We start from the raw sequence: 19,820 nt of genomic DNA, 5'->3' as shown, positions 1-19,820 counted from the left end.
CACCGCCCGGATCGCTTTGGCAGGAATGAAGGATAGCTTGTCATTGTCTCGAAATTCGGCAGGCTTGCGTGTGGATAAGCTGTCGGCATGATGAAAATTCCCTCTGCATTTCCCCACGCCGGCCGCCGCGCGGCCTGGCTCATCCTGGGCATCCTCTGCATTGCCATGGCGCTGCGCGCGCCCATTACCGGTGTTCCGCCGCTGATTGGCATGATCCGCGAACAGTTGGGCCTGTCGTCCACGGCTGCCGGCATGTTGATCACCTTGCCGCTGCTGGCGTTCGCCGTGGTGTCGCTGTTCTCGGCGGCGCTGGCCCGCCGCTTCGGACTGGAGCGCACGCTGTTCGGCGCGCTGTTGCTGATTTGCGCCGGCATCCTGGTGCGTCCGTATGGCGCGGCCTGGGGCCTGTATGCGGGCACGGCCATCATCGGCGCGGGCATCGCCATTGGCAATGTACTGCTGCCCAGCCTGGTCAAGCGCGACTTCCCGCAACGCGTGGCGGGCCTGACGTCGGCCTATGTGTTGACGATGAGCATCGCGGCGGGCGCGGCGTCGGCCGTCGCCATTCCCCTGGCCAATCTGTCGGCCGATGGCTGGCGCTTTTCAACGCTGTGCCTGTTGGTGGTGCCGCTGCTGGGCTTGCTGTTGTGGTTGCCGCAATTGGGCGGGCATACCGCGCCCGCGTCCACCACCGCGCACGCCCCGCACGGTGGGCGGCTGTGGCATTCGCCGCTGGCGTGGCAGGTCACGCTGTATCTGGGCATCAATTCTTTCGTGTTCTATGTGGGCGTAAGCTGGCTGCCCGCCATCTTGCGCGACGCGGGCTATTCCGCCGAACGCGCGGGGTCATTGCATGGGCTGCTGCAACTGATGTCGGCGGGTCCGGCCCTGTTCCTGGCGCCCGTCGTGCGGCGCATGAAGGATCAGCGCGCGGCCGCGTTCTGCTCGGCTGCCGCATCGTTCGTGGCGTTCGCCGGGCTGATCGCCGCGCCGCACTGGGCCACGTTGTGGATCGTGTTGCTGGGCCTGGGTACGGGCGGCGGCATCATTCTGGGCCTGGCCTTCGTGGGCCTGCGCGCCAGTCATGCGCAGCAGGCGGCTGCCTTGTCGGGCATGGCGCAATGCGTCGGCTATCTGTTCGCGGCCACCGGCCCCGCGCTGGTGGGCGCCACGCACGACCGCCTGGGCGGCTGGGGCGTGGCGTTGGGCGTTTGCGCGGCGCTGTGCGTGGCCATGGCCATCATCGGCACGTACGCGGGCCGCGCCATTCAGATCGGCGGCTACCGCGCCGGCATGCCCCGGTCCCAGCCGGCGCCGTGATGCGTGATGGCGCTGGCGCGTCAGTCAAGCGGCTGGGCGTGCGTCTTCCATAGTTGCACTAGCGTGTCGGGCGCCTGGGCTTCCGGCACATCGAACGTCACCGCCGAGTCTTCGTCGCGGTCCAGCACGATTTCGATATGAAAGTAGCGCTGGTCGCCGCCAGCCTGCCCGTATTCGGGCACGGCCAGCGGCGCCGCGCGTTGCAAGGTGTCGCACACTTCCTGGCGCACGCCGGGCGGGCAGGTGGCCAGGTTGATACTGCGCGGCTGCGTCAGCGCGGGCAGGTAGGCCACGCCGCCTTCACGCGTCAGCCGCACCAGCAGCGCCAGGTCCAAGGAAGGCAGTTCGATCATGTCAGGACTCCTACGGTCGCCCAGGCTTGCGCCACGGCGCGCTGCACGGCGGCGTCAAAGCGTTCGGCAGCGACCGTCACCGTCAACGCGGCAAAGGTTTTGAAGTCGGCGTCGTGGCGCAGCCGCTTGTCGCACAAGGTGTCGTACCAGACGCCGCCCGCGCCTTTCCACGCGGGGCCATCCAGCGCGGTGGCCGCCAGGAAGAACGCGCGGTTGGGTATGCCGGAATTGATGTGGACGCCGCCGTTGTCGCGCGGCGTATCGACGTAGTCGCGCATGTGCGCGGGTTGCGGGTCGCGGCCCAGCGCCGGGTCGTCGTACGCGCTGCCCGGTTCCGACATTGAACGCAGCGCGCGGGCGTTGATCTTTTCGGTGAAGAGCCCGGCGCCCACCAGCCAATCGGCCTGCCGCGCCGTTTGCCCCAGCGCGTATTGCTTGACCAGCGCGCCAAAGACGTCGCACAACGATTCGTTCAGCGCGCCGGACTGGCCTTGATAGAGCAGGGCGGCCTCGGAATCGATGACGCCGTGCGCCAGCTCGTGCCCGATGATGTCGACGGCGACGGTGAAGCGGTTGAAGACTTCGCCGTCGCCATCGCCAAACACCATCTGCGCGCCGTTCCAGAAGGCGTTGTCGTAGTCTTCGCCGTAATGCACGGTGCCCACCAGCGGCAGGCCGTGGCCGTCGATGGAGTGGCGTTTGTAGACGTCCCAGAACAGTTTGTAGGTGGCGCCCAGATGCGCATAGGCTTCGTCCACCGCCACGTCGCCGCTGGCGGGCCGGCCTTCGGTGCGCACCAGCGTGCCCGGTAGCGTGGTGTCGTTGTGCGCATCGTGAATGGCGCGCTGCGGCGCGCCTGGGCGAGAGGGCGGCGCGTTTGGCGCAAGCGTGGCGCGGGGCGGTTGCGTAGCCATGTCGCGCAGGCTGCGCTGCTGCTGGTCGATGATCAACGTCTTGACGGCGGGCATGCTGACGCGGGCGTCGGTATGCTGCGCCAGGCGGTCCAGCACATACGGGGGGATCACGCCGATCAAGGGGGTGGACTCGGAAGGACGTGGCATTCGGGTCTCCGTCTTTCAGCGCCGGGCGCAATGCCGGCGGGGCGAAATGCCACGGTAGCAGATGCCCGATGACCGATGGCGTAACAATCTGCCGCCTGATGCGACGGGAAAGCGCGTGCCTCGACAGCGCCACGGCGTTCCAGTAATTTGCCTGTCGTTTTCCCCCGCCACATGCCGCCATGCCGACTTCTGATTTGCCGACGCCCGATTCGCCAGTGCCCGATTCGCCAATGCCCGATTCGCCAATGCCCGATTCGCCAATGCCCGACTACCGCATCGCGGCCCTTGCCTTCACGCCCACACATCTGCAATTGACGCTGGCTAATGGCCAGACGCTGTCTGAACCCATCAAGCGCTACATCCGTCTTGAGAAGGCGACGCCAGACGAACGCCTGCAATGGCAATTGGTCGACGACGGCCACGGCCTGGTGTGGCCGCGGCTGTGGGAACCCGCGCCGCGAGGCATGCTGAATGTGTACGACATCCTGTGGGACCAGCGCTATGAAAAAGCGCTGGCCGCGTTGCAGGCGGCCGACTGGACGCTTGAGCGCTTGCCGCTGATCGAACAGGAACTGGTGGCGCTGTGGCGCATGGAGGCCGACATCAACAATGGCGGCTTCATGCAATTTCTGTGCAACTGGGGCGACCCCACGTGCCAGCTGGCGTTGCAGGCGTTAAAGAAGCTGGGCGCCACGCACATGCTGGCCGTGCTGTCGCGCATGCGCGGCCTGATCGACCGCTTTGAGGCGTCGCCCGACGTCATCGAATTGAACGACATCTACGGCGCGATGACCGAGGCCGAGCAGCAGGAAATGGACAGCCTGGACCACGCGTTCTGGGACTATCCCGATGCCTTGTCGCGGCTGGGTTTACGGCATTACGGCGTCTGAAAACCGCCCCATTTGCATGCCTGGCAACGTTCGGAAATGTCTGGCAACAATGGTGGTCTTTTGAATGCGGATTCGGTTCCGATCACGGGATAGAATCCGGTGCTTCTTTCCCGGGGGGGGCTCGCGATGCGTTATTTCCTGATCTTGGTGGGGGCGGCCGTGGTCGCCTATTTGCTCGCTCGTGGCATCGCGGCCGTGTTCTCGGACCGTAAACGTACAAAATCAGACAGGGACTCAAAGTGAAGCCGACGGATATCCAGATGGTCAAGACGATCGGCGCGGTCAAACCGCGCAACATTAAGGTCGCCGCAGGGGCCGTGATTCTGTTTTTCCTGATCCTGTTCCTGGCGTTCGGTTCGTGGTTTCAGGTGGACCAGGGCGAGCGCGGCGTGGTGCTGCGTAACGGCAAGCTGGTGCGCGTGTCGGAACCGGGCCTGGACTTCAAGACGCCGTTCATCGACAACGTGATGACCGTGTCGGTGCGCGACCACACGTTCGTGTTTGAAAAGCTGGAAGCGTATTCGTACGACCAACAGCCCGCGCACTTGCGCGTGTCGGTCACGTACCGCGTGCCGCCCGAGCACGTGGCCGAGCTGTATTCGGAATACGGCACCATCAACAATTTGCAGATGCGCGTGCTGGAACGCAAGACGCCCGACGCCGTGAAGAACGTGTTCGGCCAGTACACCGCCGTGCGCGCCATTCAGGAACGCCAGAAGCTGGGCCTGGATGTGAACAACGCGGTGCTCAAGACGATGGAAGGCGCGCCGGTGCAAGTGGTGGGCGTGCAGATCGAAGAAGTGGGTTTCTCGCAAGCCTACGAGCATTCGATTGAACAGCGCATGTTGGCGCAGGTGCAGATTGAAACGACGCGCCAGCAAAAGGAAACGGCGATGATCAACGCCGAGATCCAGGTGGTGAAGGCCAAGGCAGAAGCCGATGCACGCCGCCAGCAGTTCACCGCTGAAGCCGACGGCATCCGCATGCGCGGCGACGCCGAAGCCGCGTCCATCCGCGCCAAGGCCGAAGCGCTGGCCGCCAACACCAACCTGGTCAGCCTGAACGCTGTTGAAAAGTGGGACGGCGTGCTGCCGGCCACGCAGGTACCCGGTGCCGCGCTGCCGTTCATCGGCATCAAGTAACGCGCAGCGCCTTCGGCATCCTAGGGATTCCCCTCTGTCAAGAATTGCAAAGCGGGCGCAAGGTAGGCGCACCGGCGTACAACGCCCGTTTTACGATCAGGCAAGCGAAGGCCGCACGCGGGCGGCGCGCTTGCCCAAGAGGCTTGCACAAGGAGACATGGATGTCGCAGTTGGATTGGACGTCCGGCGACACTGCGCCGGATCGGCAGGGCTATTACGAAACGCGCCTGGACACGGGCGATACCGCCATTTCGCTATACAGCGTGCTGGGTTGGATGCCCGTGAAAACGCCGGGCAACATGGTGGGTTGGCGGCCCTTGCCGCCGGCGGCTGAACGGCAAGAGGCCGAACGCCACATCCAGGAACTGCGCGCGGCGCAGGCGCATATCCCCATGGATTACTAGCGGCAAAAAGCGCCGCATCTGGCCGGGCGCTAAAAACAGCAGTTGCGATAATGAGAATTATTTGTAAAATTCGCCACCCTGTTTCGCTGCGTAATCCGTTCGGCCCATGTCCCGCTCACCTCCGACCCGCACCGGCTGGCTCGCGTATTACGACGAGCTGGTGGGCGTATGGAGCCGCCGCACGGGCAACCGGCACGACGCCGAAGACGCGGCGCATGACGCCGTCGAACGCTTGCTGAAGGCGGACGCCAGCGTGGCGCTGAAGGCGCGCGGGTATCTGTTCCAGGCGGCAAGCCATCGCTTGATCGATCGGTGGCGGCGGCAGGACCGCGCCGAACACGTGCCGCTGGACGAATTGAACGACGCCGATCAGTTGATCGTGCAAGACCCCGATGCGCCGTTGCGGGCCGCGCGCCTGGCCGACGATCTGGCCAAAGTGCTGGCGGAATTGCCGCCCAAGTGCCGCCAGGCATTCGTGCTGAACCGCATCGAAGGCTGGACCCAGGCGGAAGTCGCCCAGCACATGGGTCTGTCCAAGAACATGATCGAACGCTATGTCATGCGCGCCATCGAGCATGCCCGCGACCGCCTGCGCGAATACACTCCATGACGATGTCTCCTACCCCTGATCACGATGATCCGCGCGATGATCCGCGCGACGCCGCCACCGCGGCGTGGTGGTTCGCGCGCTGGCATTCGGGTGACCTCACGCGGCGTGACCGGCGCGCGTTTGCGCGCTGGCGGCGCGACCACCCCGAGCGCGCCCGGCAGTTCGACCGCATGCAGCAGCTGGGCGCGGCGGCGGCGGGCTTGCCGCGCGATCAGGTGCATGCCCTGTTGGGCGGCCCGGTGCCGGCGCGGCCCCGCCTCCCACGGCCTGACCGCTTCTTGACCCTGCGAGTCGCGCTGGCCTGTGCGGCCGCGGTGGTTGTCGCGCTGGGCGTGTGGTGGAACCTGCCGGTGCCCGCGCCGTCCTTCACCACCACGGTCAGCACCGAACGCGGCGAACGCCGCCAACTGAGCCTGCCCGACGGTTCCGTGCTTGAGATCAACGGCGGCACGCGCGCCACGGTCAAGCTGTATGCCGAACGCCGTGACGTGGCGTTGGACAGCGGCGAAATCACCTTTACCGTGGCGGCGGATGCCACACGCCCGTTCACCGTGGACGCCGGCAGCGGCGTGGTGCGCGTAACGGGCACGGTGTTCGACGTACGCCGCGACGCCGACCAGGTGACCGTGCTGGTGGAGTCCGGCACGGTGCAGGTGTCGGGCGGGCATTGGTGGAACCTGGGCCGCGCCGTGCTGCGCGCGGGCCATGGCATCCGCGTGCCCGGCAGCGGCGCCATCGGCGTGCCCGCGCCCGCCGACGTGTCGGGGGCGACCGCCTGGCGGGAAGGGCGCGTGGTGTTCAAGAACGCGCCGCTGGCAGACGTCGTGCGCGACATGAACCGCTATCTGGCCACGCCGCTGCGCCTGGCCGACGACAAGGTGGGGCGCTTGCGCGTGTCCGCGTCGTTCCCGCTTGACCGCCCCGAAGCCTTGATCGATGCCTTGCCTGCCATTGCGCCGGTGCGCCTTGCGCCACGCCCCGGCGGCCCCATCGACATCTACACGCGGGCGGACGCGGCGGGCGCCGTTACAAAATAAATGGGAATGAGATTCAGGTTTATCTGCGTTTGAAACGTTCTACGAAGGAAGGCGTTGGGCCGAGCTTCATAGCCCGGCCCTTGCCACCCCCCTCGTCGAACCGAAATAGCAGGTAGTCGTGACCTTCTTCGCACACCGAAATTCATTGCCGGCATCGCGCCGCGCCCGCGCCACCCCGCGCTTCACGCCTTCTTCCTTGACGCTGGCCGTGGGCCTGGCCCTGGGTGTGGCCTTGAGTCTGGCCGCCGCGCCCGGCGCGGCGCGCGCCCAGAACGCCGGCGTGTCCATCAACATCGGCGCCCAGCCGCTGGGCGATGCGCTGCTGCAATGGGCGGCGCAGACCAAGGTGCGCGTGTTCTACGCGCCCGACGTGGTGGCCGGCCTGTCCACCCGTGGTTTCTCCGGCAGCATGACACCCGAAGAAGCGCTGCGCGGTTTGCTGCAAGGTACGGGCGTGGTGTACCGCTGGCAGGGCGACAGCATCATCCTGACGCGTGATGGCGGCGTGGCCAGCCTGGCGCCCGTGACCGTGCTGGGCAATTCGGACCCGGCCGTAACCGAAGGCACGGGCTCCTACACCACGCCCGCATCCGCGGCGGCAACCGGGCTGACGCTGTCGCTGCGCGAAACGCCGCAGTCCGTCAGCGTGGTGACGCGCCAGCGCATCGACGACCAGAACCTGCGGTCGCTGGACGAAGTGATGGGCAACGTGGTGGGTGTGCAGGTGGTCAGCGAGGATTCGGACCGCACCGATTTCTGGTCGCGCGGCTTCTACATCGACAGCCTGCAGTACGACGGCGTGCCCACCACCATCGGCCTGTCCATGTATGGCGAATCCGATAACGATTCCTTCATCTATGACCGCATTGAGGTTGTGCGCGGCGCCACCGGCCTGATGACGGGCGCGGGCAACCCCGGCGCATCGATCAACCTGGTGCGCAAGCACGCCAACAGCAAGACCTTTACCGGTTCTGTCAGCGCGGGCTTTGGCTCGTGGAACCAGTATCGCGGCACGCTGGATATGTCCACGCCGCTAAACGAAGCCGGCACGGTGCGCGCCCGCATGGTCGCCGTGTACCAGGGCCGCGATTCCTATATCGACCTGTACCACGCCAACAAGAAGGTGTTCTACGGCGTGATCGACGCCGACCTCACGCCCAACACCACCTTGAGTATCGGCGCCGACTATCAGGACAAGCGTCCGCGCGGCTCCACCTGGGGCAGCCTGCCCGTGGTGTTCAGCGACGGCACGGACACGAACTGGCGGCGCTCCAAGACCACGGCGGCCGACTGGACGTATTGGCACACCACCAACGAAACCATGTTCGCCACGCTGTCGCACCGGTTCCAGAATGACTGGGAAGTGCGCGCCGACTGGTCCCATCGCAAGAGCAAGTACGACGCCAAGCTGCTGTACCTGTATGGCGACCTGGACCGCGAAACCGGCACGGGCCTGCGCGCGCTGCCGGGCTACTGGAATTCGTACGCCGACCAGACCTCGCTGGATGTGCAGGCCAAGGGGCCGTTCACCTTGCTGGGCCGCAAGCACGAAGTGGTGGTGGGCGCCATGCGCAGCCGTTATGGCGAAGACTTCTATCGCTACGGATTTGAAAGCGCGTCGCTGGCCAGCACCGGCAACTTCTATCAATGGGACGGTTCATTCGCGCAGCCGACCTGGACGGACGCCACGTTGCGCGACACGGTCACGCATCAGCAGGGCGCGTACGCCGCGGCGCGCTGGTCGCTGACCGATCGCCTGACCGCCATCACGGGCGGCCGCTACGCCACGTGGGAATCCAAGTCCGACACGCGCGACCAGAAGGACTCGCAGTTCATTCCCTACGCGGGCGTGGTCTACGACATCAACGACACGTATTCCACCTACGTCAGCTACACCGACATCTTTCAGCCGCAGGATAACCGCGACCGCAACGGCAATTACCTGGACCCGGTGCAAGGCAAGAACTACGAAGTGGGCGTCAAGGGCGAATACCTGGACGGCCGCTTGAACACGTCGATTGCGCTGTTCAAGGTCAAGCAAAGCAAGTTGGCGGTGCTGGATGGCGACGCGCTGGTGCCGGGCTCGATGGACCAGGCCTACACCACGGCCGACGGCGTCACGACCAAGGGCGTGGAACTGGAAGTCAGTGGCCAGTTGGCGCCGGGCTGGAACGCCTACGCGGGCGGCACGTACTACACCAGCCGCGATGCCGAAGGGGTGTCCGTCAACACCGAACGGCCACGCGCCATGGCCAAGCTGTTCACCACGTACCGCTTGCCGGGCGACTGGAGCCGCCTGACCGTGGGCGGCGGCGTCAACTGGCAGATCTCGACCTATAGCCAGGTCAGCGCGGGCGACGATACCGTGACGGCCAAGCAGAAGGCCTACGCCATCTACAACCTGATGGCGCGCTACGACTTCAGCTCGGCCTTGTCGGCGCAGTTGAACGTGAACAACCTGTTCGACAAAAAATACTATATGGGCGGCGTCGCCAGCCAGGTGTATTACGGCGAACCCCGCAGCGTGTTCGTCAACCTGACCGCCAAGTTCTGATCGGGGGCCCCGGCAAATCCCGTCTTGAAAACGATTCAAAGATATTTATAATTGCGAATCATTTTCATTTTGTTTAGGATCTGGCGGCGACGCCGGGGCGCTCCGCCATGCCATCCTCTTCCTTCGCGGCCCACGCCGAAGTGCAATCGGTCTACCAGGCTCACCACCAGTGGTTGCGCAATGTGCTCCAGCGCAAGCTGGGCAATGCGTGCGACGCGGCGGATGTGGCGCACGATACGTTTGAACGCCTGATCCGCGCCAATGTGCGCGAACCCTTGTCCGAGCCGCGCGCCTATCTGCGCACCATCGCCACGCGCCTGGTCATCGGGCGTGCGCGCCGCGCCGCACTCGAAGCCGCCTATGCCGAATCCCTGGCGCTGCAACCCGTGGCGGTCGAACCGTCGGTGGAGCATCGCGCGCTGATCCTGGAAGCGCTGGAACAACTCTGCGAACTGCTGGACACGCTGCCCATGAACAGCCGCCGCATCTTCCTGATGGCGCAGGTGGATGGCTTGTCGTATGCCGAGATCGCGCAGCAATTGGGCCTGACGCCCAATGCCGTGCAAAAGTCGCTGGCGCGCGCATTGGTGCATTGCTACACGACGGTCTACGGATGAGCCGAGGCGTGATGGACGGCGCCAAGCTGCTGCGCCCGCACGCGCCCGAGGCCGGGCGTGTCGATCCCAAGGTCTTGCGGCAAGCGGCCGACTGGTGGACGCGGTTGCGCGAAGACGCCAGCGATGCCGACCGCGCGCGCTTCGAACAATGGCGGCGCGCGCAGCCCGCGCATGAACTGGCCTGGCAACGCTTGACCGCGTTGACGCGCGATGTGGCCTCGGGCGTGGCGCAGGCCGGCCATGATGTGGCCGCCCACACGCTGCGCCAGGCGCCCTTGATCCAGTCGCGCCGCAACGCCATTCGCTGGATGGTGACGGCGGCGGGGGTGGGGCTGGGCGCGTGGGCCATGGGCGAGGCCGGCACGGTGCGCCGGATAACGGCCGACCTTTCCACCGGCACCGGCGAACGCCGCGCGCTGACTTTGCCCGACGGCACGCGGCTGGAACTGAACACGGCCAGCGCGGTGGACCTGCGCTACACCGCGACCTTGCGCGAGGTCGTGCTGCACGAAGGCGAAATCCTGGTGACGACGGCGCAAGACGCAAAGGGCCGGCCGTTTCAGGTGCGCACGCGCAGCGGCATCCTCACGCCGGTCGGCACACGCTTTGTCGTGCGCGATCTGGACGATGGCCGCGCGCTGCGCGTGGCGGTGCTGCAAGGCGCGGTCGATGTGCGCAGCCTGAACGCCGCCGATGCGCCGCGTCGCGTGCAGGCGGGCAACCAGGCAGAATTTTCAACGGCGGGCGGCTATGCGCCGCGCCCGCTTGAAGCGGCGGCATCGGCCTGGACCCACGGCATGCTGATCGCCGACGAACTGCCGCTGGCGCAGTTCCTGCAAGAGCTTGGCCGCTATCGCCCGGGTCGGCTGGCCTGCTCGACCGAGGCGGCCGCGCTGCGCGTGGTTGGCGCGTTTCCGCTGGCCGACACCGAGCGCGTGCTGGACATGCTGCAAGACGTGCTGCCCGTGCGCGTGCGCCGCTATACCCGTTATTGGGTGTCGGTGGGCTTGGCATAGAAAGTTGTAACCGGAACGGCGTAACGCATCCTCCCGCGCGTCATGTAAGGAAAGCAGCCCCATCGCGCTCTCGCGCGGCACGCTGCGCCCGTCCTTCATGAGCCAGGAATCCCCCTTCATGTCTTCTCGTCCTGCCCGCGTGGCCACCGCCGCCCGCTTGTCCACGCCGCCTCGCCAACGTTTGCCGCGCACTCGTCTCAGCGTTGCCCTGCATCTGGCGTTGCCCGCCATCGCGCTTGCGGCTCCGTGGCCATCCGCGGTGTATGCGCAGGACGCGCAGGACGCGTCGGCGTCGAAGCCGCGCACCGTGAACCTCAACATACCGGCCGGACCGTTAAGCACGGCGTTGGGCGCGTTTGGCGTGCAGGCGGGCGTGATGGTGGCCTCGGACCCGGCGCTGACCGCCAACGCCCGTACACGCGGCGTGTCTGGCACGCTTGCCGTGGACACGGCGTTGTCCGAACTACTGGCGGGCACCGGTTTGCAGGCCGTGGGCCGCGCCGGTGGCGGCTACCGTCTGCAACCCGCGCCGGCCGCCGGGCAGGCGGCAACGCTGGCGCCCGTGACGGTGACGGGCAGCTACAACCCCACGACGGACGGCACGGGGTCGTACACCACGCCCGCCGTCACCATCGGCAAAACCACACAGGCGCTCAAGGACATTCCACAGTCCATCACCGTGTTGACCCGCCAGCGCATGGACGACCAGGTGATGACCAGCCTGCCGGACGCCATCAACAACACAGCCGGCATGGTCGGCGTGCAAGGCGTGGGGGCGGGCGTGGCGATCAATTCGCGGGGCTTTCCGGTCGACCTGCTGCAATACGACGGTGTGTCCCTGCTGCGCAACAGCTACAGCCTGGGCAACTGGGAGCAGGACTCGCTGGTGTTCTACGACCGCGTGGAGATCCTGCGCGGCGCGGCCGGCCTGCTGCAAGGCGCGGGCAGCCCGGGCGGGGCGATCAACCTGGTGCGCAAGCGCGGCGGCGCCGAGCCGTCGGTGGTGCTGTCCGGCAAGGCCGGCTCGTGGGACCACTACGGCCTGACGCTGGATGCGGGCGGGCCGCTGAACGCCGCGGGCACGCTGCGCGGCCGCGTGGTGGTGGACGAAGACCAAAGCCATTCGTATATCGACTACGTGTGGGACAAGACGCGCAACCTGTACGCCGCGTTGGACGTCGACGTGACCGAGGACACCACGGTCGGCATCGGCATCAGCAACCGCTACAGCCGTTCGCGCCCGATGATTGTGGGCTACCCGCGCTACCAGGACGGCGGCGCCATCGATCTGCCGCGTTCGACGTTTACCGGGTCCACCTGGAACCGCGCCAAGAACGACCAGACGATCTTCAACGCCGACGTCACGCATCGCTTCAACGACGCCTGGCGATTCAAGCTTGCCGGCGTGGCCATGAATGAAAAGAACACCACGGTGCACCAGCGCGTGGCCGACGCCGTGCAGCGCGACGGCAGTGGCTTGTCGTATGGCGATTTCGGCGTGGACTTCAACAGCAAGCAGCGCGGGGCGGACATGTCCATCAGCGGCAGCTTCAACGCGCTGGGCATGGAGCAGGAAGTGGTGCTGGGCGCCAACTATTCCAAGCTGACCACGAACGACCGCTTCACGCGGGTGTGGGAAGAGAACGGCAATATCTTCGACCTGGACCACCATCGCCCCTGGCAGGACATCGATTCGATCGCGGCGGCCAGCGGCTATGACTCGCGCAGCAGCTACGACATCCGCCAAAAGGGCATCTATGGCACCTGGCGCGTCAAGCCCACCGAGTCGCTGGCGCTGATCGGCGGCGGCCGCGTCGGCTGGTATGACTATTCCTACAGCGGCGGCGGCAGCACCACCACATCCAGCACATCCGGCAAATTCATCCCGTACGCCGGCATCGTCTATTCGCTGACGGATAACTGGTCCGCCTACACCAGCTACACCACGGTGTTCGAACCGCAGACGCAGCGCACGCAGGAAGGCAGCCTGCTCAAGCCCATCGAAGGCAACAACTACGAAGTCGGCATCAAGGGCGAACTGGCGGACGGCCGCATCAACACGCTGCTGGCGCTATTCCGCTACGACCACAAGAACCGCGCCGTCAACGATTACGCTGCCGGCTTCGCGTGCGACGGCTGGTACTGCTCGCGCGCGTCGGGCAAGGTGCGAAGTCAGGGCGTGGAAGCAGAGGTGTCGGGTGAAGTGCTGCGCGGGCTGGAGCTGTATGCGGGGTACACCTACAACACCACCAAGTACCTGGAAGACCCCGACAACAAGGGTCAGGTCTTCAACACGTGGACGCCCAAGCACATGCTGCGCCTGTGGGCCAACTACAAGCTGCCAGGCATGATGAACCGCCTGAGCGTGGGCGCGGGCGTCAACACGCAGACCGACACCGTCAGTTCGGACCGCGCCTTCAAGCTGGCCGGCTTCACCATCTGGAATGCGCGCGTGGGTTATCAGGCCACGCCGGAACTGAGCATCGGCCTGAACGTCAATAACGTGTTCGACAAGAAATACTACGTGCCGTCCTACAACACGTTGAATAGCAACAACTACTACGGCCAGCCGCGCAACGTCATGCTGACGTTCCGCTACGCGCCCAAGCTGTAAGGGAACCCGGTCAGGACTGGCGGCCGGCGATCCGGCGGCCGGCGTTCCGGCGGCCGGCGCTCCGGCGGCCGGCGCTAGGCCCCCATCAATGCATGCACCTTGCGCGCCAGCTCATCCAGCGCAAAAGGTTTTGCCAGCGTGGGAGCGCCGGATTCGGCCAGCGTCTGTGAACCCGAACCGGTGATGAAAAGCACCTTCAGGCCGGGCCGCAACATCCGGCCGGCGTCGACCACCTGGCGCCCGTCCATGCGGCCGGGCAGGCCCAGGTCGCAAATCAGCAGATCGATCTGGCCCGGCGCCGACAGCGCGCGCAACGCGCTGGAACCGTCGTTGGCCTGGATCACGGCGTAGCCCAGTTCGGACAGCGTTTCCACGACCACGGCGCGCACCGAGACGTCGTCCTCGGCGACCAGCACGGTCGCGCCGGTGGAGGCGCGCGGCGGTTCCAGGCGCGCGGACATTTCGACGGGCGCCAGCGCCCCGTCAAAACGCGGGAAGTACAGGCTCATGGCCGTGCCTTGGCCCGGCCGCGAATTGACCTGCACCTGACCGCCGGATTGCCGCACGAAGCCATACAGCATCGACAGGCCCAGCCCCGTGCCCTGGCCGGGCGACTTGGTGGTGTAGAACGGTTCAAAAATGCGCTGCATGGTTTGTGGCGTCATGCCGCAGCCGGTGTCCGTGACCGTCAGGCGCAGGTAGTCGCCCATGGGCAGCCCGCGTTCGCGCGAGGTCTGATCGGTCAGCGTGACCTTGGCCGTTTCGATGCCCAGCCGGCCTTGCCCTTCCATGGCGTCGCGCGCGTTCAGGCACAGGTTCAGCAGCGCGTTTTCAAATTGGTGCGGGTCAACCCAGGCCGCCCACAGCTTGGGCTCGCACGCCAGGTCCAGCGCAATGCCGGGGCCCACGCTGCGGCGGATCAGGTCTTCCATGCCGCGCACCAGGTGGTTCACATCCACCGCTTGCGGCGACAGGGGCTGGTTGCGCGAAAACACCAGCAGCCGGTGCGTTAGCGCGGCGGCCCGTTCGGTGCCACGCTGCGCCACTTCAATGTGGCGTTCAAGCTCGCCCAACCGTTGCTGCGCCAGCCGCAGGCTGATCAGCTCCAGGCTGCCCGCGATGCCCATCAGCAAATTGTTGAAATCGTGCGCCAGTCCGCCGGCCAGTTGGCCCACGGCTTCCATCTTCTGGCTTTGGCGCAAGGTGTCTTCAGCTTGCCGCAGGGCTTCGGCCTGCGCGCGTTCGGCCTGTACCCGCGAAGTGGTTTCGATCACGGTGTCGATCATGCCGACCACCGCGCCGGTTTCGTCGCGAACGGGGCTGTAGCAGAAGGTGAAGGCGGCTTCCTCGGCCTGGCCGAATCGTTCGATGACCAGCGGGTAATCTTCGATAAAGGTGGCTTCGCCGGCGAAGGCGCGGTCGGCAATGGGGCCGATCATGGCCCAGGCTTCGCTCCAGACATCGCTGAACGAGCGGCCCAGCGCCTCGGGCTTGGCGCCCAGGATGGGCCGGAACGCGTCGTTGTAGATGGTGATGAGTTCCTGGCCCCAGACCAGGCAAGACGGAAAGCGGGACGACAGCACCATGCCCGCCGCCACGCGCAGCGCCGTGGGCCATTCGCTGATGGAGCCCAGCGGCGTGGCGGCCCAATCGAAGTCAGCCACCTTCCTGCCCATCTCGCCGCCGCCGGCAAGAAAAGAGGGGAACGTCGGAAGGTTCTGCATGGTGGTATTGGCGAGAGAACGGGTGCTTGATTCTATCTGACGGCATGGGTGAAGTTAAGCCGCGCGCCTTGCTCAATATCAAAGTTCGCGCACCCCATTTCCGGTAGTCGCGTGCGCGGTACAACGGCGATTGATATAAAATAAAAATCGTTCCCATTTGCGATATCGCGTCAGGTGCGCCTTGCTTGCTTCCCACTTATCCACCTTTGACAACGTCACGAAGCTCTATCGTGATCATCACGGCTGGCTGTCAATGTGGCTGCGCAAAAAGCTCGGCAATTCCTTTGACGCGGCCGATCTGGCGCACGACACCTTTGTGCGCTTGATGTCGGGGCGCCGCCATGACGGCGCCGGTCCCGAGCCGCGCGCGCTGTTGACGCACATTGCCAAGGGCCTGGTCGTGGACCACTGGCGCCGCCGCGCGATCGAGGACGCCTACCTGGCCGTGGTGGCGCAACTGCCCCCGCGCGAGGCGCCATCGCCGGAGCAGAGCGCGCAGATCCTTGAAACGCTGCACGCCATCGACACCACGCTACGCACCTTGCCGGCCAAGACCCGCGAGGTTTTTTTGTTGTCGCAATTCGATGGCATGACGTATGCAGACATCGCCACGCGCGAGCGCGTGTCGCTGGCCACCGTCAAACGCCACATGCAGCGCGCGCTGACGGCCTGCCTGATCGCCTTTGCCGGGCACGCGCCATGAGCGGCGTCGTGGGCGGCAACACGGGAAGCAACTCGGGCGGCAACGCGGGAGGCAACACGGGCGGCAACACGGGAGGCAACACGGGCGGGAACACGGGCGGCGCCATCGATCCCGCCATCCTGCAAGAGGCCGCGGGCTGGCTGGTGCGCTTGCAGTCCGAAACCCTGTCCGCCGCTGACCGCGCCGCCTTTGATCGGTGGCGCGACCGCAGCGCGTCGCATCGCGCGGCGTGGGCGCGGGTGGAGGACATGTTGCGCGGTTTCGGCCAGGTGCCGCCCGCCATTGCCAGCCACACCCTGCGGCGACTGGACCGCCCCGGCCGACGCCAGGCGATACGCGCGCTGGGCGCGCTGCTGGTGCTGGGCCCGGCTGCCGTGGCCGGTTGGCGCGGCCTGCCCTGGCGCGGCCTGTCCTGGCGCGAATGGGTGGCCGATGCGCGCACCGCCACGGGCGAACGCCGCCGGCTGGACCTGGCCGACGGGACGCAACTGGTGTTGAACACGGCCACCGCCGTCGACATCCAGTACACGGCCGATGAGCGCGTGCTGTGGCTGCGCGCCGGCGAAATCCTGCTGACCACCGGGCGCGATCCGTCGCCCGTGTACCGCCCTTTTATCGTGCGCACGGCGCAGGGGACGATACGCGCGCTGGGCACGCGCTTCATGGTGCGCGATGACGGCGCGGGCATACGCGTGGCGGTGTTCGATGGCTCGGTGCGGATACAGCCGCAAGGTCGCGGCGGGCATTCGGAGCCGGCTTCGATGCTTCTGCACGCGGGGCAGCAAACCGTGTTCACCGCCGACGACGTGGCGCCCGCGTCCGCCGCCGATACCGCGTCCGCCTCTTGGGAACGGGGCATGTTGACCGTGCGCGACTGGCGCCTGGCCGATCTGGTGGACGAACTGGGCCGGTACCGGCGCGGCGTGTTGCGTTGCGATCCGGCCGTGGCGGGGCTGCGGGTATCGGGCGCCTTTCCCTTGGCCGATACCGACGGCAGCCTGCGCCTGCTGGAAAAAACCCTGCCGGTGCGCATCAGCCGCGTCACGCCGTTCTGGATCACGGTGGCCGGCCGCCCCGACGTTACAAACTAATTGCGTTTTGGCTGAGCCTTTTTTTCGCTTCGTCCGGTGTACCGGGTGAATCGTCGCGACACGCGAGCGCCACCCCGTCCCTTACGAAGGATCGTTTCATGGTTTTCCGAAATACCCGTACGCCGCGCCTGCCCCGTGGCATCGCCACCCCGTCGTCCTGGGCGACGATGAGGCAAACCACCGGTACGGGCCTGATGCTGCTGGCCGTGGCGGGCGCGCCAGTGGCCGCCACGGCAGCGCCGGAGGCAAGCGCCGCTGCGTCGGGCGCCGTTGCGTCGGGCGCCGTCGCGCCTTCCGCAGCCGCTCCGGCGCTGCGCCAGTCTTACGCCATAGGCGCCGGTCCGCTGGGCGACGTGCTGGCGCAGTACGCGGCGGCGGCGGGGGTGCCGCTGTCGTTTGACTCGACCTTGCTGGCCGGACAGCAAAGCCGCGGCATCGTGGGCGCCTACACCGTGCGCGAAGGCTTTGCGCGCTTGCTGGACGGGTCCGGCTATACCGTGGCCGAGCAGGGCGCGGGCGCCTATTCGCTGCGCAAGCTGCCGGGCGGCGACGCCGGCGCGGCCACGCTGCTGCCCAGCATCACCGTGGCCGGATCGGGCGTGACCCCGTCGGCCCTGCCGCCCGAGTTCGCGGGCGGCCAGGTGGCACGTGGCGCGCGCATGGGCCTGCTGGGCAATCGCGACGTTATGGATACGCCGTTCAACGTCACCAGCTACACCTCTGAAATGTTGACCAACCGCCAGTCCGTCACGCTGGCCGACGCGCTGAACGCAGAGCCCTCGGTACGCTTTACCGGGCAGATCGGCGGCGTGACCGATTCTTTTTATATCCGCGGCTTTCCCATCGGCGAAGGCAACCTGGGCGAAATCGCGTTCGACGGCGTGTACGGCGTGGCCCCCAACTATCACGTCTTCACCGACTACATCGAACGCGTCGAAGTGTTGAAAGGCCCGGCCGCGTTGCTGTACGGCATGTCGCCCAATAGCGGCGTGGGGGGCGTGATCAACATGGTGCCCAAGCGCTCGCTGCCGCAAGACCTGACGCGCCTGTCGGCCGACTACGTTGGCGATTCGCAGTTTGGCGGCCGCGTGGACCTGAGCCGCCGCTTCGGCAATGACGGCGAATGGGGCGTGCGTGTCAACGGCATGCATCGCCAGGGCGACACGCCGCTGGACAACCTGTCATCGCGCACCGACATCGGCGCCTTGTCGCTGGACTATCAGGGCGAACGCCTGCGCGCCTCGCTGGACCTGTTGACCCAACATGAAAAAGTCGACGCGCCCACGCGCCCGTTCCTGGTGGCTTCCGGCATCGACGTGCCGCATGCCGCCGATGGCCGCCGCAACGCCACGCAGCCCTGGGGCTGGTGGAAGTCCGACGGCCAATCCGCGCTGCTGCGAGTGGAATACGACATCAGCGACCGCCTGACCGTGTTCGCCGATGCGGGGGGATCGGACACCGACGTGTCGCGCCTGTCCGACCAGACGCCCACCATCGTCAACAGCGCGGGCGACACGCTGGTCACGCCCAACAACTTCCGCTTCAAGGTCGAGCGCAGCACCTACAACGCCGGCCTGCGCGCCAAGCTGGACACCGGGCCGGTGCGCCACGCCATCAGTTTCATGGGCAGCCTGTACAGCGACCGCAACCTTCAGGCCAGCGTGTCGGGCACCCCGCTGACGTCCAACATCTATCACCCCATCAAGCGCCCCGAGCAGAACATACCCGCGCCGCGCAACGTGCCCAAGGTGTCTTCGTCCGACCTGACCGGGCTGGCTCTGGCCGACACGATGAGCATCCTGGACGAGCGCGCGCAGTTGACGCTGGGCGTGCGCCAGCAGCGCATCGAATCGCGCAACTTCAACGCCACGACCGGCGTGCGCACGGTGAGCTATGACGAAAGCGCCACCACGCCGCTGGCGGGCCTGGTCGTGAAACCGTGGAGCAACGTGTCGCTGTATGCCAACTACATCGAAGGCTTGAGCAAAGGCGACGTGGCGCCGGCCACTGCGTCCAACGCCGGGCAGGTGTTCAAGCCCTACAAGGCCAAGCAAAAGGAAGTGGGCGTAAAGGTGGAGCTGGACAACGCGATGCTGACCTTGAGCGCGTTTGAAATCACCAAGCCCAGCGGCCAGTTGACCAACGGCGTGTACGGCGCGGACAGCGAACAACGCAATCGCGGACTGGAGCTGGGCCTGTCCGGCGAACCGCTGCGCGGCTTGCGCCTGTTGGGCGGGGTGACCTGGCTGGACGCCGAGCTGACGCGCACCAACAGCGCCGCCACGGTCGGCAACCGGCCGGTGGGCGTGCCGACATTCTCGGCCAACCTGGGCGCGGAATGGGACACGCCGTGGGTCGCCGGGCTGACGCTGACCGGCGGCATGGTCTATACCGGGCGCGAATACATCAATCAGGCCAACACGCAGTCGGTGCCGTCGTGGACCACGTTCGACGTGGGCGCGCGTTATGCGATGCGCGTGCAGGGCAAGGACGTGACGTTGCGCGCCAATGTGGTCAACGTGACCAACCGCGCGTACTGGTCCGGCGTGGCGTCCTACGGCACGATTTCGCAAGGCGTGCCGCGCACGCTGATGCTGTCGGCGTCGATGGATTTTTGATCGGCGTGTCCACAGATCGGCGGGCCCACAGTAAGGCCCATGCGCGGAGCAGGCACGTTCCTGCCC

16 protein-coding genes are annotated in these 19,820 nt (G+C 66.4%); 13 read left to right on the top strand and 3 right to left on the bottom strand.

The annotated features are described in order from the left end of the window. Nucleotides 1-90 precede the first annotated feature (90 nt). A complete protein-coding gene (locus DVB37_RS22555; protein WP_162941351.1) occupies nt 91-1,320 on the top strand; it encodes an MFS transporter in 1,230 nt (409 codons plus the stop codon). A gap of 20 nt (nt 1,321-1,340) precedes the next feature. Here the strand turns inward: DVB37_RS22555 and DVB37_RS22550 are convergent, their stop codons facing one another. Both DVB37_RS22550 and DVB37_RS22545 read right to left on the bottom strand, forming a co-directional pair. Beyond that, nucleotides 1,341-1,673 (bottom strand): protealysin inhibitor emfourin, encoded by a 333-nt coding sequence (locus tag DVB37_RS22550; RefSeq protein ID WP_046806781.1) that lies wholly within the window; start codon nt 1,671-1,673, stop codon nt 1,341-1,343. Continuing rightward, the gene (locus tag DVB37_RS22545; RefSeq protein WP_120156821.1) at nt 1,670-2,734 is read right to left on the bottom strand and encodes a M4 family metallopeptidase; all 1,065 of its coding nucleotides are present in this window, start codon (nt 2,732-2,734) and stop codon (nt 1,670-1,672) included. Before DVB37_RS22545 ends, DVB37_RS22550 begins: the two co-directional genes overlap by 4 nt. Before the next feature lie 245 nt (nt 2,735-2,979). Here DVB37_RS22545 and DVB37_RS22540 point away from each other — a divergent pair, with 245 nt between their 5' ends. The 9 genes from DVB37_RS22540 (at nt 2,980) to DVB37_RS22500 (ending at nt 13,618) form a co-directional block, all read left to right on the top strand. After that, a complete protein-coding gene (locus DVB37_RS22540) occupies nt 2,980-3,624 on the top strand; it encodes a DUF4375 domain-containing protein (protein ID WP_240433966.1) in 645 nt (214 codons plus the stop codon). A gap of 260 nt (nt 3,625-3,884) precedes the next feature. Next, complete coding sequence (locus tag DVB37_RS22535) at nt 3,885-4,766, top strand: prohibitin family protein (protein ID WP_046806778.1); 882 nt, start codon at nt 3,885-3,887, stop codon at nt 4,764-4,766. Nucleotides 4,767-4,927: 161 nt separating this feature from the next. After that, nucleotides 4,928-5,170 carry a hypothetical protein gene (locus tag DVB37_RS22530; protein WP_046806777.1) on the top strand — a complete coding sequence of 81 codons (243 nt, stop codon included), beginning with the start codon at nt 4,928-4,930 and terminating at the stop codon, nt 5,168-5,170. A gap of 106 nt (nt 5,171-5,276) precedes the next feature. Beyond that, entirely contained in the window at nt 5,277-5,780 is a 504-nt protein-coding gene (locus DVB37_RS22525; protein WP_046806776.1) for an RNA polymerase sigma factor, read from the top strand. Continuing rightward, the gene (locus DVB37_RS22520; RefSeq protein WP_120156820.1) at nt 5,777-6,817 is read left to right on the top strand and encodes a FecR domain-containing protein; all 1,041 of its coding nucleotides are present in this window, start codon (nt 5,777-5,779) and stop codon (nt 6,815-6,817) included. Before DVB37_RS22525 ends, DVB37_RS22520 begins: the two co-directional genes overlap by 4 nt. Nucleotides 6,818-7,226: 409 nt before the next feature. Next, nucleotides 7,227-9,371: a ferric-rhodotorulic acid/ferric-coprogen receptor FhuE gene (fhuE, locus tag DVB37_RS22515; protein ID WP_371683146.1), complete on the top strand. Its 2,145-nt coding sequence runs from the start codon at nt 7,227-7,229 to the stop codon at nt 9,369-9,371. A gap of 107 nt (nt 9,372-9,478) precedes the next feature. Beyond that, nucleotides 9,479-9,988, top strand: a complete 510-nt coding sequence (locus DVB37_RS22510) for a sigma-70 family RNA polymerase sigma factor (protein WP_046806773.1) — start codon at nt 9,479-9,481, stop codon at nt 9,986-9,988. A gap of 11 nt (nt 9,989-9,999) precedes the next feature. Beyond that, nucleotides 10,000-11,004, top strand: a complete 1,005-nt coding sequence (locus tag DVB37_RS22505; protein WP_046806772.1) for a FecR domain-containing protein — start codon at nt 10,000-10,002, stop codon at nt 11,002-11,004. Between the two features lie 118 nt (nt 11,005-11,122). Continuing rightward, complete coding sequence (locus tag DVB37_RS22500) at nt 11,123-13,618, top strand: TonB-dependent siderophore receptor (protein ID WP_240433964.1); 2,496 nt, start codon at nt 11,123-11,125, stop codon at nt 13,616-13,618. Nucleotides 13,619-13,692: 74 nt separating this feature from the next. Here DVB37_RS22500 and DVB37_RS22495 read toward each other — a convergent pair whose 3' ends face one another. After that, nucleotides 13,693-15,342 (bottom strand): ATP-binding protein, encoded by a 1,650-nt coding sequence (locus DVB37_RS22495; protein WP_240433963.1) that lies wholly within the window; start codon nt 15,340-15,342, stop codon nt 13,693-13,695. A gap of 253 nt (nt 15,343-15,595) precedes the next feature. Here DVB37_RS22495 and DVB37_RS22490 point away from each other — a divergent pair, with 253 nt between their 5' ends. The 3 genes from DVB37_RS22490 (at nt 15,596) to DVB37_RS22480 (ending at nt 19,754) form a co-directional block, all read left to right on the top strand. Continuing rightward, the gene (locus tag DVB37_RS22490; protein WP_370638729.1) at nt 15,596-16,045 is read left to right on the top strand and encodes a sigma-70 family RNA polymerase sigma factor; all 450 of its coding nucleotides are present in this window, start codon (nt 15,596-15,598) and stop codon (nt 16,043-16,045) included. Continuing rightward, nucleotides 16,042-17,136 (top strand): FecR domain-containing protein, encoded by a 1,095-nt coding sequence (locus DVB37_RS22485; protein WP_120156816.1) that lies wholly within the window; start codon nt 16,042-16,044, stop codon nt 17,134-17,136. The genes DVB37_RS22490 and DVB37_RS22485 overlap by 4 nt, the downstream gene beginning before the upstream one ends. A 98-nt stretch (nt 17,137-17,234) precedes the next feature. Next, a complete protein-coding gene (locus tag DVB37_RS22480) occupies nt 17,235-19,754 on the top strand; it encodes a TonB-dependent receptor (protein ID WP_120156815.1) in 2,520 nt (839 codons plus the stop codon). Nucleotides 19,755-19,820 lie beyond the last annotated feature (66 nt).

Source organism: Achromobacter sp. B7, from assembly GCF_003600685.1.
GTDB classification, from domain to species: Bacteria; Pseudomonadota; Gammaproteobacteria; order Burkholderiales; family Burkholderiaceae_B; genus Achromobacter; species Achromobacter spanius_B.
The sequence above is the reverse complement of the archived record's forward strand: the minus strand, read 5'-3'. Positions and strand labels throughout refer to the sequence as shown.